At 61.6% G+C, this 16,446-nt stretch carries 10 protein-coding genes; 4 read left to right on the forward strand and 6 right to left on the reverse strand.

Annotation, left to right across the window (positions count from 1 at the left end):
• Positions 1-40: 40 nt before the first annotated feature.
• From PL640_RS10375 to PL640_RS10390, 4 genes are all read left to right on the forward strand, one after another.
• Positions 41-853 carry an HpcH/HpaI aldolase family protein gene (locus tag PL640_RS10375; RefSeq protein WP_271361787.1) on the forward strand — a complete coding sequence of 271 codons (813 nt, stop codon included), beginning with the start codon at positions 41-43 and terminating at the stop codon, positions 851-853.
• On the forward strand, positions 854-1,822 hold the full coding sequence (locus PL640_RS10380) for a hydroxyacid dehydrogenase (protein ID WP_271361789.1): 969 nt from the start codon (positions 854-856) through the stop codon (positions 1,820-1,822). It abuts the gene before it with no gap.
• Positions 1,815-2,939 (forward strand): Gfo/Idh/MocA family protein, encoded by a 1,125-nt coding sequence (locus PL640_RS10385; protein WP_271361790.1) that lies wholly within the window; start codon positions 1,815-1,817, stop codon positions 2,937-2,939. Before PL640_RS10380 ends, PL640_RS10385 begins: the two co-directional genes overlap by 8 nt.
• Before the next feature lie 75 nt (positions 2,940-3,014).
• The gene (locus PL640_RS10390) at positions 3,015-3,899 is read left to right on the forward strand and encodes a MurR/RpiR family transcriptional regulator (protein WP_110758040.1); all 885 of its coding nucleotides are present in this window, start codon (positions 3,015-3,017) and stop codon (positions 3,897-3,899) included.
• Between the two features lie 10 nt (positions 3,900-3,909).
• Here the strand turns inward: PL640_RS10390 and PL640_RS10395 are convergent, their stop codons facing one another.
• The 6 genes from PL640_RS10395 to PL640_RS10420 form a co-directional block, all read right to left on the reverse strand.
• Positions 3,910-4,665 (reverse strand): sulfite exporter TauE/SafE family protein, encoded by a 756-nt coding sequence (locus tag PL640_RS10395; RefSeq protein ID WP_236774974.1) that lies wholly within the window; start codon positions 4,663-4,665, stop codon positions 3,910-3,912.
• Between the two features lie 57 nt (positions 4,666-4,722).
• Positions 4,723-5,736 (reverse strand): ABC transporter permease, encoded by a 1,014-nt coding sequence (locus PL640_RS10400; RefSeq protein WP_046799878.1) that lies wholly within the window; start codon positions 5,734-5,736, stop codon positions 4,723-4,725.
• 35 nt (positions 5,737-5,771) lie between these two features.
• The gene (locus tag PL640_RS10405) at positions 5,772-7,307 is read right to left on the reverse strand and encodes a sugar ABC transporter ATP-binding protein (protein WP_271361791.1); all 1,536 of its coding nucleotides are present in this window, start codon (positions 7,305-7,307) and stop codon (positions 5,772-5,774) included.
• 86 nt (positions 7,308-7,393) lie between these two features.
• Positions 7,394-8,320 (reverse strand): substrate-binding domain-containing protein, encoded by a 927-nt coding sequence (locus PL640_RS10410; protein ID WP_161991693.1) that lies wholly within the window; start codon positions 8,318-8,320, stop codon positions 7,394-7,396.
• A 513-nt stretch (positions 8,321-8,833) separates the two neighbouring features.
• Complete coding sequence (gene pbpC, locus PL640_RS10415; RefSeq protein WP_271361792.1) at positions 8,834-10,912, reverse strand: penicillin-binding protein 1C; 2,079 nt, start codon at positions 10,910-10,912, stop codon at positions 8,834-8,836.
• The gene (locus PL640_RS10420) at positions 10,909-16,362 is read right to left on the reverse strand and encodes an alpha-2-macroglobulin family protein (RefSeq protein ID WP_271361793.1); all 5,454 of its coding nucleotides are present in this window, start codon (positions 16,360-16,362) and stop codon (positions 10,909-10,911) included. The genes pbpC and PL640_RS10420 overlap by 4 nt, the downstream gene beginning before the upstream one ends.
• Positions 16,363-16,446 lie beyond the last annotated feature (84 nt).

Below are 16,446 nucleotides of genomic sequence, written 5' to 3' on the forward strand. Positions count from 1 at the left end.
TTACGTGCTCTAGCGACAGACAACCTTGCAGGAGAATCCCATGCGGAAAAACAAATTGAAGGAAATCTGGGCCGAGGGACGTCCGGTGCTGCATGGCTGGCTGTCCATTGCCAGCCCGTTCAGCGCCGAAATCATGGTGGCGCAGGATTACGACGCCATCTCCATCGACATCCAGCACGGCGCGGTCGACTACAAGGACGTGCTCGGCATGTTCCAGGCAATGCGCGCTTCCGACAAGGTGCTGATGGCGCGGGTGCCCTGGCTCGATCCGGCGTGGATATCCAAGGTTCTGGATGCCGGGGCTTACGGCATCATCTGCCCGATGATCAACAACCGGGCACAGGCCGAGAAATTTGTCCGATACATGCGTTATCCGCCCCTTGGCGAACGCAGCTTTGGCCCCACCCGCGCCGTTTACGCCGCCGGCGGCAATTATGCCGCGGAAGCCAATGACGAAATCCTCGCCTTTGCGATGATCGAAACGGCAGAGGCGATGGACAATCTCGAAGAAATCGCCTCCACCCCCGGCCTCGACGGGATTTATGTCGGCCCCGCCGATCTCAGTTTCTCGCTCTCTAAAGGTCAATTGACGCCTGCCTTCGACCGCGAGGAGCCTGAAGTCATCGATGCCATAAAGCGCATCCTCGATGCCTGCCACCGCAACGGCATCAAGGCGGCCCTCCATTGCGGCACGGCGGATTACGCAGCCCGTGCCGTGGAATGGGGCTTCGACATGACCACAGTGTCAGGCGATTCCCGCCTGCTGGCCGCCGCAGCGACAGAATCGACCGCGACGTGGCGCAGGCTGGTGGAAAAGACCGCCAAAAAAACCGATGGCAAAGGGGGGTATTAAATGCCGAACCTTCTCGTGGCCGGAAAACTTCATCCTTCCGGCGAGGCCATGCTCCGTGACCTGCCGGCCCTCGGCTTCTCCGTCCGCTATATCGAAGACGTTTCCGAAGCCTCCTACGCGCCTTTCATCGAAGAAGCGGATGCCATCGTCATTCGCACACAACCACTTTCGGCAGCCACCATTGCCAGGGCCGGACGGCTGAAAGTGGTGTCCCGCCATGGGGTGGGTTACGATAGCGTCGATCTTGCCGAACTCAACCGTCGCAACATCGCGCTGACCATCGTCGGCGACGTCAATTCCGTCTCCGTCGCCGAACATGCGATGATGCTGCTGCTGGCGGCGGCAAAGCGGGCCATACTCGCCGACCGCGCTGTCCGGGAGACCGGACAGTGGAGCTGGCGCAACAGGCTGGAGCAGCAGGAAATATCCGGCAAGAACCTGCTCATCCTCGGTTATGGCCGGATCGGGCGGCATCTCGCCAGAATGGCTTCGGGTTTCGGCATGCATATCCGCGCCCACGACCCCTACCTGCTGCAATCGGGATGGCCCGAAGGGCCGACAAGACCCGTATCGCTGGAAAAGGGCCTGCCCTGGGCCGACTATATTTCCGTGCATATTCCCAAGGGAGCAAGCCCGGCAATCGGGGCCGCCGAAATCGCTCTGATGAAACCCGGTGTCGTCCTGTCAAACACGGCCCGTGGCGGTGTCGTTTGTGAAAAGGCGCTCAGCGAAGCACTCGCCTCGGGTCATGTCGGTGCGGCCGGGCTTGATGTCTTCGACGACGAGCCGCCGGAAGGCTCCTCCCCGCTGCTGTCGCAGTTCAACACCGTCCTGTCGCCGCATATTGCCGGGCTTACGAAGGAATGCGGGGAGAGGATGGCCATCGCGTCCATACAAAACGCCGTCAATTATCTGAAAGGGACGATCGATCCCGGCCTCATCGTCAATCCGGAATTTGCCCATGTCTGAAAAACCCGTTCTACGCGTCGGCCTCATCGGCACCGGCTTCATGGGCAAAGCCCATGTCTTCGGTTTCGCCTCTGCCCAGAAGGTCTTCGACCTCCCCTACCGGATCGAACTGCACACCGTTGCCGACATCACCGAAGATGCGGCTGCACGGGCAGCTGCGGATTTCGGCTTTGCGCATTCCACGGCGGACTGGCGCAGCATCATCGCCGATCCGGATATCGACCTCGTCGACATCACCGCGCCGAACGCCCTGCACAAGGAAATGGCGATTGCCGCCATTGCCGCCGGCAAACATGTCTATTGCGAAAAACCGCTGGCGCCGCTTGCTGCGGATGCCGGCGAGATGGCGGCAGCCGCGGCTGCGCGTGGCGTCAAAACACAAGTGGGCTTCAACTATCTCTGCAATCCCATGCTGCGGCTGGCGCGGGAAATGGTGGCGGCAGGCGAACTCGGCAAGATACGCGGTTATCGTGGTCTGCACGCAGAAGATTATATGGCCGACGCCGCAGGCGCCTTCACCTTCCGCCACGATCCGGCCGGCGGCGGTGCGCTTGCCGATATCGGCTCTCACGCACTTGCTACCGCCGAATTCCTGCTCGGCCCGATAACCGAAGTGATGGGGGATTGCGTGACGCTGATTACCGAGCGGCCGGATGGCAAGGGCGGCACACGCAAGGTGGAAGTGGACGATGTGGGGCGCGCCTTCCTGCGTTTCGCCAATGGCGCGCAGGGCTCGGTCGAAGGCAACTGGATCGCCACCGGCCGCAAGATGCAGCATGATTTCGAGATCTACGGCGACAAGGGTGCGCTTTGTTTCACGCAGGAGCGGTTCAACGAGCTACATTTCTATTCCGCCGCCGATCCAGCCGGCCGCCGTGGCTTCCGCAAAATAGAGGCCTCTCCTGACCACGCGCCCTATGGCCGCTTCTGCTTCGCGCCCGGCCATCAACTCGGCTTCAACGACCTGAAAGCCATCGAAATCGAAGGTTATCTCCGAGCGATCGCGGGACAGGCACCAGAGCCTTTCGGCTTCGCTGCCGGCCTGCGCATCCAGCGGCTGGTCGAGACGATCCAGCGCTCGTCATCGGCACGGCAATGGATGGATGTCGCTGCCTGAAATCCCGGATTAAGCGGCGGGCTGCGGACCTTCATGCCTCTTGGAAAACCGCAATAAATATTGCAAGATCATGCCATGAAGCAACAACCGCAGCCCGTCGACCCTCCGAAAGATTACGAAGAACTGATCCGCCTCATCCATGATCGTCATGATCAGATGAGCAAGACCTATCAGCGGATTTCCGTTTATCTGACGCAGAACCCCAATGAAGTCGCCGTGCATTCGGTCAATACCATTGCAGAGCGGCACAACATCCACGCCTCCAGCTTCGTGCGGTTTGCGCAGTCGCTGGGCTACAAGGGGTTCAAGGAACTCCAGGCGCTGTTCCAGAAACGGCTGGCGACGGCGGCTCCGGGTTTCGAGGCACGCGTGCGCGCGCTCGACGATGAATTGCAAAGCCGCGAGGACCGTTCGGAATATGGTTTCCTTCACGATCTGGTCGTCAGGGATATCGCCTCGCTACAGGATCTGCTCGAACGCATCAGCGCCGAACAGCTCGGCACTGCCGCCGATCTGATCGAGGCCGCCGGTACAGTCTATCTCGTCGGCCAGCTGCGCTCCGCACCAGTGGCGGAACTGCTGCGTTACATCCTCACCATGCTCGGCAAGCAATGTATCCTTCTCGATCCGGGCGGCGGCCTCGCCACCCATATGGCGCGGACGATGAAGACCGGTGACGTGCTGATCGCGGTGTCGTTCCGATTTTACGCGACGGAAGTGGTGAATATCGTCGAGGAGGCGGAAAGGATCGGTGTGCCCACCGTGGCGATTTCCGACAGTACCCTGTCGCCGCTGGCAAAATCCGCAAAGGTCCTGTTTTCGGTCCCCGAGCATGATTACAGCTTTTCCCGGTCTCTGGCCGCGCCGATGTGCCTTGCGCAGGCTCTGGCCGTCGCCGTTGCCGCGCGGGTTCAGAAGAACGAAACAGCGCCGCGCATTCCGACGGTGACCGGCCTCTAGGCACCCACACTCAAAGCCCTGTCACGCCGTCCCAGATCAGCTTCACCGCCACCAGCGCCACGGACACATAGGTCAGCGGATAAAAGATCGAGGCGCGCATATGGCGCACCGTCCAGGCGCCAAGCCATGTGGAGACGATTGCCAGCGGCACCATCAGGGCGGCGCGGCCGAGGTTTTGCGCGCCGAAACCGCCAAGAGCCGCATAGGGCACGAGCTTCAGCACATTGGTGATGGCAAAGAACATCACATTGGTGCCGGTGAAAACCTTCGGGTCCATGCGAAGCGGCAGCAGGTAGACCTGCAGCGGCGGCGAACCCGCATGGGCGACGAAACTGGTGTAACCCGCCAGCAGGCTCCAGAACCGCCCCGCCATCGGCCGCTCCTTCGCAACCGTCACCAGGACGCCCCTTGAAAGCACGACGCGCAGCACGAACACGGCCGAGACAAGGCCGACGATCAGGCGCACCACGGCATCCGAGGTGATCTCGGCGGTCATCCAACCAAGCCCGATGCCGAGAACGGCTGCCGGCAGAAGCTGGCGCATGATCCGCCAGTCGACCCATTTGCGCCAGGCGGCCACGCCGACCATGTCCATGACCACCAGAATGGGCAGCAGGATGGCGGCCGCCGTGACCGGTGACATCACCAGCGCCATCAGCGGCACGCCAAGCAGGCTCATGCCGCCGAGCCCACCCTTGGAAAGCCCGACCAGCACGACGGCAAGCACGGTGACGCCCAGTTCCAAAGGAGAGTTGAAAAGGTTCAAGTGCATCTCCTCGGCATTGCCGCCGGCACCCCTGCCGGGGCACCGCGCGCATGGATATCAGCCCTTCCTGAGCCGGGCTTTTTGACGGTAAACATCAGCGACGACCGCGCTGACGATGATCAGTCCCTTGACGATCTCCTGATAGTAAGCATCCACACGCAGAAATGTGAAGCCCGACATCATCAGACCGAGGATCACCGTGCCGATAACGGTGCCGAAAATGCGTCCCCGCCCGCCGGAAAGGGATGTGCCGCCGATGACCGCCGCGGCGATGGCGTCGAGTTCATACATCATGCCCATGCCGGCCTGCGCCGTTTCCGCACGGGCGGCGGTGACGATGCCGGCGAGGCCCGCGAGCAGGCCGGCAATGGCATAGACCTTGACCAGATGCAGCTGGACATTGATGCCCGACACGCGGGCCGCCTGCATGTTCGCGCCGATCGCATAGGTGAACTTGCCATAACGCGTATAACGCAGGGCAATGTGGAAGGTGACGGCGACGAGCAGGAAGATGACGACAGGCCATGCGCCCGAGCCGATCGACGCGAAGCTCTCCGTCGGGAAGGAGATCGGTTGCCCCTTCGTATACCACTTGGCGATGCCGCGTGCGGTCACCATCATGCCCAGCGTGGCGATGAAGGGCGGTATTCCCGTCACCGCGATGAGCATGCCGTTAACGATGCCGGCGATCAGGCCGAGACCGAGGCCGACGGCCAGCGGCACCACCACGGGCATATCGGTGAGCGCCGGATAGATCGCCCGGGCGAAATCGCTGCTTTGCGCAAAACTCATGGCGATCATGGCCGTCATCGCCACCACCGAGCCCGAACTGAGGTCAATGCCGCCGGTGATGATGACCTGGGTGACCCCGACGGCGATGATGCCGACGACGGAGACCTGCAGGATCATGATCGTCAGGCGCTGTGGACTGCCGAGAAAGCTCTGCCCCTGCACGAACCAGCCGAGCAACTCAAACACAAGTGCAACGCCGATCAGCACGGTCAGAATATTCAGTTCCTGAGGTAGCTTGCGCCTTTTCCGTTCGACCGGTTCGGTCTGTACGCTATCCATGATTTTTCCTCCCCGGCGTTACCGCCGTCGCAGCCTCAGCGGGCCGCCAGTTCCATGATTTTGACTTGGTCCGCTTCGGCGCGATCGAGAATCCCGGTCATATGCCCCTCATGCATCACGACAATCCGGTCGGACATGCCAAGAACCTCCGGCAGTTCCGACGAGATCATGATGACGGCGACACCTTCCTTCGCCAGACTGGAAATCAGGCGATGGATTTCTGCCTTGGCGCCGACATCGATGCCGCGCGTCGGCTCGTCGAGAATGAGGATTGCCGGTTTCGTCAGAAGCCAGCGGGCGATCAGCACTTTCTGCTGGTTGCCGCCGGACAGGTTTTCGATCCGCTCGTCGAGATCGGGCGTCTTGATGCGCAGCGTCTTTTTCATGTCGTTGCACAGCACCGTCAAACCGCGTTCATCGACATAACCCATCGCCGCATGGCCATTCTGGAGGGCCGCGATCTGCATGTTTTCAAGGATCGAGAGCGGCAGAAAACAGCCGGTTGCCTTGCGGTCTTCCGTCAGCAACGCCATGCCCCTGCGCATCGCATCCGCCGGCGAATGGATCGTGACCGGGGCGCCGTTGATGCGGATGGTCCCTTCGCTCGCCGGCACCACTCCGAAAATCGCTTCGGCGACGTTGGAACGGCCGGAACCCACCAGCCCCGCCAAGCCCAGGATTTCGCCACGATGCAGATCGAAGGAAATACCGCGGAAAACCCCGGACAAGCCGAGATCGCGGACCTCAAGAACCACGTCGCCGATCGATGCCTCCTGCTTGGGAAACATGTTGGTGATCTCGCGGCCGACCATCATTTTTATGATGTCGTCGCGCGTGACATCGGTGCTCGCATGGGTTCCGACATATCGCCCGTCGCGGAACACCGAAAACTCGTCAGCGATCTCGAACAGCTCGTTCATCTTGTGAGTGATGTAGACGATGCCAATATTGCGTGACCGCAGATCGCGGATGATATCGAAGAGATGCGCGACCTCGGACTCCGTCAGAGCCGATGTCGGCTCATCCATGATGAGCACGCTGGACTGGTAACTGACGGCCTTGGCGATTTCGACCATCTGCCGCTGCGCCACCGTCAGCGTGCTGACCTCCGCCGCCGGATCGATATTGATCTTCAGCTGGTTAAACAGCGCCTGCGTCTCCGCCAGCATTTTCGCATGGTCTATGAGGCCGATGCGGTTTTTCGGCTCGCGGCGGATCCAGATGTTCTCCGCCACGCTCATCCAGTCCATCAGCGCCAGTTCCTGATGGATCATGGCGATGCCGCGCTCCAGCGCATCCCGCGGACTTTTGAGGCGGACGTCTTCTCCCCGCAGCCTGACGGTGCCGGCATCCGGGCTGTAGATACCGGCGATGATCTTCATGAGCGTCGACTTGCCAGCGCCATTTTCGCCCATCAGCGCGTGCACGGAACCGGGGCGCAGCCGAAACTGCACATCATCCAGCGCGACGACACCCGGGAATTCCTTGCGCACCCCCTCGATTTCGAGAAGGTATGGGCCGGCGGCCTGCTTGAAGCGTTCGATCGCCTCTAAGGTGGTTGTGGAAATCATATCTCACCCGTCCTTTATCCGGCCAGCGGCCGGGCCGTGATTTGCTGTGCCGGCGACCGAGGCAATGCCCGGTCGCCGGCCACAAATCAGTTGTTGGACTTGTATTGAGCGACATTGGCGGGGGTGACGAGTTCAAAGGGCACATCGACCTTGTGCTCGAATTTTTCACCGCGTGCGATTTTAAGGACGGTGTCGAGCGATCCTTCACCCTGACCCTTGGCAGACTGGTAGACCGTGACGTCAAGGTCGCCCGCTTCCATCGCCGCCAACGCATCCTGCGTTGCATCAACACCGGCGACGATGACATCCTTCATGCCGACACCGGATGATTTCAACGCCTGGATCGCGCCAAGCGCCATCTCGTCATTGTTTCCAAGCACGATGGTCGGCTTCATTCCGGATGTGATCCAGTTCGTCATCAGGTCCATGGCAGGGGTGCGCATCCAGTTCGCGGTCTGCGCGTCCAGCACCTTGATGTCCTTGCAGGCATCGCTTTTGAGGACACGTTCAGCCGCCGCGGTGCGGCCGCGCTGGCCGGTGGTGCCGAGTTGCCCCATGAGAATGACCGCATCGCCCTTGCCGCTGGCAAGCTTGCAAACCTCTGTTGCCTGCAATTCGCCGGCCTGCTCCTCATTGGAACCGACCCATGCCTGCTTTTCCGGGAATTTTTCCATATTGGCCGGCAGCATGTTCACGAAGACCAGTGGAATACCCGCCTGATCGGCGATCTTCGACATCGCCCTGCCGGAATCCGCATCCACCAGCATGGTGATGATGCCATCAACGCCAGCCGCCACGAAGTTTTCGATCTGCGACTGCTGGCGGGCGATATCGCCCTGCGCATCTTCCATCTGGACTTCGACGCCGAGGTCCTTGGCATGGCGCTGAATGTTGTGACGCAATACGGTGAGATAATTGTCGTCGAAAAGCGACATTGCCACACCGATCTTCTCGGCATGGGCAGCGTTTGCCATCAGGGCGCAGAATGCGGTTGTGATTACGATTTTTTTGATCACGAGATTTTCTCCTCCTCTTTTCCCCGCACGTGACGAATGTGTGCGATCACCCAAACCGGCGCCTCCCGGCCGTCTCAAGGCATGGCTTCGCCGGTGACGGATGCAGCAGCAAAATCCGCCTCAAGCGAAGTCATGTCCTGTCGATCAGTCGAAACGGCAGCACTGTTTGCGCGCAGCTTTAGTGCTGCGCCCGTCTCTCCCATGCGACCGGGTATTTTCCGGGCGCAGTTTCAACATAGCGGGATGGAACGGAATTCGCAACAAAAATTGCAAAATTTCTATACGGCAATAAAATTTCCAAAATCTCACTCGTGGGCCACGGACCACCAAGCGCCGGAAGATGATTGGGGAGAGCGCCGGGCCCGGATGCCTCGGCTTCGCAGACCGCACCGCACGACTGGAGCGTTGTCGCATTTCCGGAGAGAAACCCGGGAGCCACTTTTCCTGGATATGCTCAATATCGCTTTTTGGGGAACGGCAGTTGAAAGCGGCACCGTCAGGCCGCAAAACTCACTCGACGAAAATCCGCACGCTCGAGGCGCGGCCATCGGCATCGATCACCGTGAGGGTGGAAAACCCTTGCCCCTCGGGTCGCCACTCGCTGTTGCGGCGATGGGAAGCGTCGGGCAGAGGCATGCCATTCGCGAGCCAGCGGAAGGGAGCGCGCCCGCCTTGCAGCTTCAGCACCAGCGGTGAAATGCCCGACTGGCCGGAAAGCTCAACCCTTGCTCCTTCCGGCGGATAAACGATGCGCGGGGCGCTTTCGCGTCTCGAGGCTGAAAGCAGGCCGCTTGCGGTTAGGGTGAAACGCCGCTGGTTGGCGGGAAGGTCGGTGACGGCAACGCGCGCCACACCGGAGGGTGCGCCGGGCATCGGCGTGATTGCCACACCGGATTTTGCGAAGGCCTCGAACAGGATCGGGGCCGCTGTCGCGTAACCGGCAATACCCGGCACCGCGCCATTATCAGCCCGGCCGACCCAGACGCCGATGACGTGCCGCCCGTCATAGCCCACCGACCAGGCATCACGATAACCGTAACTCGTGCCTGTCTTGTAGGCGATTCCGCGCTGTTTCATACCGAGCGGCGGCAGCACGCCGGAAAGTATGTCAGAGACATTCCAGATCGCAGCATCGGAAAACAGCCGGTCACCGGCAAGGCGCTCAGGGACTGACCGGACGCCGTCGCCCAACCGCACGGGATCACCGCTGCCGGCAAGCCCGGCATAAAGCTGCACCAGATCAACAAGCGAAATCCCCGCCCCGCCAAGCGCAATGGCAAGTCCGGGCGCCTCGCTTGACGGCAGCACCAGCCGGACGCCCGCCCGCCGGAACCGCACCATCAGCGCCGATGGGCTGACCGCATCCAGCAGCTTGACGGCGGGTACGTTGAGCGACAGTTGCAGAGCTTGCCGGATGCTGACATCGCCCTGATAATGCATATCGAAATTGCGCGGTCGATAACCGGAAAAATCCGCCGGGCGATCCTCGATGATGGTTTCCTGCCCGACAAGACCGTCTTCAAAGGCAAGGCCATAGATGAACGGCTTCAGGGTGGAGCCCGGCGAGCGCACCGCCCGGCTCATCTCGACGAAACCACGCCTCGCCGTATCGAGATAATCCGCCGAGCCGACCTCCGCGAGAATATCGCCGGTCTGCGCGTCGGCCATGACGATCGCGACGGAAACCTTGTCGCCTAGCTTTTCCGCCGCATGGCGGGCAACCCCCTCGAGCTCCCGCTGGATCGGCAGTTTCAGCGTCGAGCGCGCCTCTGTGGTATTCGGAAATTTCGCCCGCGCAGCGACCGCCATATGCGGCGCATAAGCCGGCAAATCGCGCCGGCTGGTGGGCACAGCGGAAAGAGACGCCCGCTCCGCTTCCCCTTCGCCCACCACGCGTTCGACGGCAAGCCGTTGCAGCACCCGCTCGCGCGCCTGCCTTGCCGCTTCCGGAAAACGGTCCGGACGACGTTTCTCCGGCAGCTGCGGCAGCGCCACCAGCAGGGCCGCCTCCGCCGTATCGAGCCGGCCCGGCTCCTTGCCGAACCAGGCGAGGCTTGCGGCCCTGACGCCTTCGAGATTGCCGCCATAGGGCGCGATATTCAGATAGAGATCGAGGATATCAGCCTTGTCGAGCCGTCTTTCGATCTGGAGCGCCCGCATGGCCTGCAGCAATTTTGCCGAGAATGAGCGGTCGGCGCGCGGCTCGATCAGCCGCGCCACCTGCATGGAAAGAGTCGAAGCGCCGGAGACGATCCGGCCGTTGCTGGCCAGTTGCCAGGCGGAGCGCATAAGCGCCCATGGGTCGACCCCGTGATGATCGTAGAACCGCTGGTCCTCATAAGCGACCAGCATGCGCAGGAACTGCGGATCGACATCGGCTGCAGTCGTTTTCAGCCGCCAGCGGCCATCCGCTGTCGCAAAGGCGCGTAACAGCTTGCCGTCGCGGTCTAACACCTCGAAGGATCGTTGCTGCGCAGCCTCCAGCGGCGGCGGATAGGCCTTGTCCAGTGCATCAAGACCGAAGGCCGCGCCGCCGAGAAGCAGCGCGGCTGACACGATGCCGACGATGATCGCCTTGCGTCGCCTCATGGGGTTGCCGAGCGCACCTCCATGCGGCCGGTTGCCGTGCGGGCGGCAAATTGCGGCCGGTACATATCTTCAACCGAGGCTGCCGGATGGTCATAGGTGCCCGGAGTAACGGCGCGGACGACATAGGCAAGCGTGATCTCCGAACTGTCGCCGGCCGAGCGGTCGAAGGCCGCCACGAAGCGGTCGTAGCGGAATTCGGTATGGGCCGCTTCCGTTTCCGGCAACCAGTCGAAATTCGAAAGCGCTGCCGAATTGACGAGGCTCGGATTGTCGATTTCGAAACCGGAAGGCAAGAGATCCGTCACCAGAATGCGCGACTGCCAGTTATTTTGCGGCACGACGTTAAGCACCGCGACATAACGCTCGTTTTGCGTGACCTCGCTCGGGTTCACCTCCTCGCCATCCATGGAATAATAGGTGCGGGTGATGGTGAAACCCTCGCCGCCCGCCGCAAGCGGTTGCGCCGGCGGCGCCACGGTGGTGACAACAGCCGTGACCGGATCGGCCGAGGCATTGGCGATCTTCAAGGGAGCGGCCAGCAATTCATCGCCGCTCATCCGCTTGCCGAAACCGCCGGTCTGCAGATCACCGTTCACGTCGAGGCGGATGTCCTTGTCCTCGCCTTTGACGGCACGGGCGGCCAGCAACATCCAGGCCTGTTCCTGCGTGCTGGTATAGGGCTTCTTTTCCCATTCCTTGGCCACCGCACCGGCAAGCTGCGGCACGACGGCCGGAACCGGACGGCTTTCGGCCGCAAGCGCCAGTGTCGCCGCGCCGTCACGCAGCGCAGAGCCATAATCTGCCCGCGCCAAGCTGACATTGGTGGCACGGCTTGCCATATCGAGCGAAGCGCCGAACACACTCTTCGAACGGGCCTGATCGCCATAAAGCGAAAGCGCGGCGGCAACCTGCGCCTTGGCAAGCGGCGTCGGGAAATCGGCAAGCGCCGTATCCGCGTAATAACGCAGATCGTTGATCGCCGCCTTGCGGTTGCGTGCCAGCACATAAAGCGAATAGGCGATCTCGTTACCGCGATCCTTGACGTTGCTGTCATAGGAAAGGCCGTTCTGCAGATTGTTCAGCGCCTGCACCATAGCCGCTTCGGGAACATCGTAACTCTGCTCGCGGGCGCGGGTCAGGAAGTCGCTGATATAGGCATCGAGCCACAGATCGCCGTAACCCGGCGACCAGAGGCCAAAGCTGCCGGAACTGGACTGGAAGGACAGCACCCGGTAAATCGCCTCCTGCACCCGCTTGCGGGTATCGGGGTCTTCCGCCATGCCGCTATCCTTCGTCAGCTCCGAAAGGTAGAGCAACGGCAAAGCACGGCTCGTCGTCTGCTCGGCGCAGCCGTAAGGATATTTGTCCAGCATCATCACCAGCGCCGGAATATCAAAGGCGGGCGAGCGCGTGACGTTGACGGCGACCGAAGAGCCGAGCAGCATGCTGTCGGCCAGAAGATCGCCGTTGATCGTCAGGCTGCTGTTCGGCGCGATCTTGATTTCGCGCCGCGTTGTGACAGGCAGAACGGCCGGGCGCACCGGAACATTCAGAACCTGCTCCAGCGAGACACCCGCAGCATTGGAAACCTTGATGGTGATTGCGCCATTGCCGGGCTGTTCGCCCGTCAGCGGAACGGTCAACGACGACTTGCCGCCCTTTTGCAGCGCCAGGGTCTGCGACATCTCGCCCTGATCGACCGTCAAGGCCGTGTTGCTGGTCACATCCAGCCGGTAATCGCCGGCCTCACCATCGGTATTGGCGATATCGAGCCGCAATTGCGAGACATCGCCGGGGGCGAGGAATTTCGGCGCGCTGGCCGTGACCACGACGGGATCGCGGATGATCGCATCGGAGACCGCGTGTCCCACACCCGTCTTCGTCCAGGCAACCGCCATGATGCGGGCCGTGCCGTTGAACTGCGGAATATCGAAGCTCACCGTTGCCTTGCCGTCCGCGTCGAGTTCGACCGGGCCGGCAAAGAACGCCACCAGCTTTTCGGTGGGCGGGCTGCCCTGAAGGGCGGCGCCTGCGCCATCACCGCCGGTGCGCAACCGGCCGGTGGTACCAAGCGAACCGTCAATCAGGCGGCCATAAAGGTCGCGGATTTCCAGCCCCAGCCGGCGCTGGCCGAAATACCATTCATCCGGCTTCGGCGGCTCATAGCGGGTGAGGTTCAGGATGCCGACATCCACGGCCGCAACGATGGCATAGGCCTTTTCGCCGACACCAGCGCCCGCAACCGTGATCGGAATTTCAAGCGGCTGGCGCGGCAGCGTCTTCTGCGGCGCGCCGAGGGTGACGGCAAGCTTGCGCTCGGCCGGATCGACGGCAAGCCATTTGATGCCGATGGCGCGCATCGGCATACGGCTTTCCTGCGCATCGCCGGGCCGGAACAGCGTGGCCGTGACGTAAGCGCCCGCACCCCATTCCTCGGTGACCGGAATGTCGATCTCGCCGCCATCCGCGCCGATCTCGGCATTCTGAACGGAAATCAGCTTCTCGGAACCGGACGTGATCATCAGTTCGCCGGCAAAACGCGAGGAAACCTTGAGTTTCGCCGTATCGCCGATCTTGTAGCTCTGTTTGTCCAGCGCGATTTCCAGCGCATCCGGCGTTTCCGTCGAGCTTGCCTCAACATAAAAACCGGCATCGAATTCAACGCTGGAAACCGGTGCGCCATTGCCGGCACCCTCCACTTCCAGCCGGTAGCGGCCCCAGGTGACGGGCACGGAAATCTCGCCGCCATTGGCATCGACGGACAAGCTGCCGGCTTCCTGCTGCTTGGTATATTCCACCGGCTCGTAACGCCAGGAATTGCCCTGACGATACCATTGATAGTTGCGCTCGACCTTGATGAGCTTCCAGTTGAGGCCGCTCATCGCCTGTTTTACGCCATCGGCATCAACGCCGATGATGTGGAAACGGCCAACGGAATTCTGGGCGAGATCGCCGGAAAATTGCGGCTTGATGCCGATAACAGAGGCTTCCGCCTTGATAGGCAGCGTCAGCGAGCGCTCCACGGCACGTCCACCCGCCTCCTGCATGCGCACGGTGATGTTGGCGGAGAGCAGTTGCGTGGTGGAGGGCAGGTCGGTCAGATCGACATTGAAGCTCGCCTTGCCCTCTTCATCCAGAACCGGCAGATCGGCAAGCGTGGTGCGGTTTTCCTCTTCGCTTTCCTCATCGGCCAGGCCAAAGAAATAACCCTCGAAATCGGCGCTGGTGCGCGTCGGCTTGATCGCGACCTCGCCTTCCAGCGTCAGGCCGGCAGCGGGCGCGCCATAGAGATAACGGCCATCGACGTCGATCGCGGTTTCCGCAGCCGGGTCGATCTGTTTTGCCTTGCTGGAAAGATCGAACTCGGTGCGATCAGGCACGAAATCATCGACGAGGAAGCTCTTTTCGCTGATGGCAGCCGTCTTCGGATCGGTATGGATGCGCATTGTCCAGGTGCCGCGCATGGCATTTGCCTGCAACGGCAGATCGACCGCATGGCCGCCCAGCGCCTTGCCGTCGCTGACGAAACGCCGGTCCTCGACACCGTCAGGGCGCGAGAAGATGAAAGTGAGCGGAAGATCCTCGATTGCCTTGCCGTCGACGTCGCGGGCAAGCGCTGCGGCATGCACGGTCTCGCCGGCGCGGTAGATGCCGCGTTCGGTCCAGCTGAACACATCGATCGCGCCGGGTGCTGCACGTCCCGTCACGCCACGATCCGAGAGGTCGAAGCCGGCGCGGGTCATGTCGAGGAACACGTAGTCCTTGTCGCCGTTGCGTGCGGTGAGGATTGCGGGCGCCTGCGCAGCGGTGCCGCGCATCAGGCCGGCGGAAAACACCGCGCGGCCGTCCGCATCGGTCTTAGCCGTGCCAAGCACCTCATTATTCTTGGCAAGCAGCTGCAAATCCACGTCCGCGAGCGGCTTGGCGCTGCCAAGGGCGCGGACGAAGACATTGAGCCCATCGGTTCCGGCATAGGTCGTGATGCCGGTATCGGATACGAGGAACCATTGCGTGGCGCGGGAATCCCATGTTTCCGGCGCGGTGCCGGGCGGCACGGCTGTCAGCACATAGATGCCAGGTTTCCGCTCCGGCAAAGCTTCATCCACCGGGAAGCTCGTCACCACATCCTTGTTGAGATCCGGCTGGATATCGATCGCGCCCTGCCAGACGAGTTCGCCGATTTCATTTTCGATGCGGTCGGCGTTGTAACCGTCCATCTGCGTCAGAAACTGCGAATTGGAAAGCAGCGCGGTGATGTTGCGATCACCGACGCGATAGAGCTTCAGATCGGCCTTGTCGGCATTAACGGAGACGATCGGAATGCCGCGGCGCGCAGTACCCGGCAGTACGAAATTTTCACCCGTGAAGCGCACGCTGGCGGCGCGGTCACGCACATAAATATCGAGATTGACCTGCTTTTCCAGAGGCTCTTCCACCGAAGACGGCAGGCCGGCGCGCAGCGCTATCTTGTAGCGCTGGCCATGGGTCAGGCCTTCCACGCAGATCTCGCTGCCCTTCGCTTCGATGGCCTTGGGGGCTGCCCCATCCAGCGTGATGAAGGAGGAATAATCGACGCCGTTCTTCACCAGCGGTTCGGAAAACTGCACGCAGGCGCGCGGGCTGACGCTATCGGTATCCACGGTGTTGTTGATGACGCGGAAACCCTGACGCGTGCGCAGATCGGCATAGGCCGCCGTTGTCTGTGCGTTGTCGGTGAGCGCAAGGCTCTCCTTATAGGAATTGAGTGCCGCGCGATAATTCTGGGTTCGCTCAAAAGCCTTCGCCAGCCGGTTCAGGGCCTCGGTGCGGGCGCTGACCGTGCGGCTCAGCTGATAGGCGTTGATGGCGGCAGACGCCGCCTGCCCAGCGATCGAATAATTATCCGTGACCTGCGCCGCCTTTTCCGACAATTCCGCCCAGAGCGCACCGTCATCAGGCGTGATGGCTAGAGCCTGTTTATAGGTCGTGACCGCATCGGCAACATTGCCTGCGGCTGCCTGTTGCCGCGCCGTCTGCACAAGGGCTTCCACGCCCTGTTCGTCACCGTCACTGGCAGCAAGGCCGGATTTCAGCCGGCGGGCTTCCTGCTGCAGGCTGTCCGTCACGAAGGAAAGGCGTTGCGGCGCACCGATATCGGCTTCCGTCGCCACTTCCACGATCTTGCCGGCAACTGCGCCGGGGAAAGCGTTCAGCTGGTTGAAATCCGATTTGAGGAAGCACCATTTCACCTTGGGATTGTAGGTGAAGGCCTTGCAGGCAGCGTCGCCGACGCAAATCTCGCCGCATTGTTCCAGCGAGACATTCTGCTCCGTCCGAAGATCGAAGCCGAAATAATCGCCGTTTTGCGTGGTTACCACTTTCCGCGAAGGTTCGGCCGCCGTGGCCGGGAGAAAAATCAGGGCGGTAGAGACCGCAACCAACGAAATCCGGACGAGCGCGCGCAACGACATCAGTATTCTCCCGCAACAGACATGTCGGGCGGGACTCTGGTCAAATCCACGCATGGTTGTCAACGCATCTTCGTCAATTCACAA

It is taken from the genome of Agrobacterium sp. ST15.16.024 (assembly GCF_027956545.1).
GTDB classification, from domain to species: Bacteria; Pseudomonadota; Alphaproteobacteria; order Rhizobiales; family Rhizobiaceae; genus Agrobacterium; species Agrobacterium cucumeris.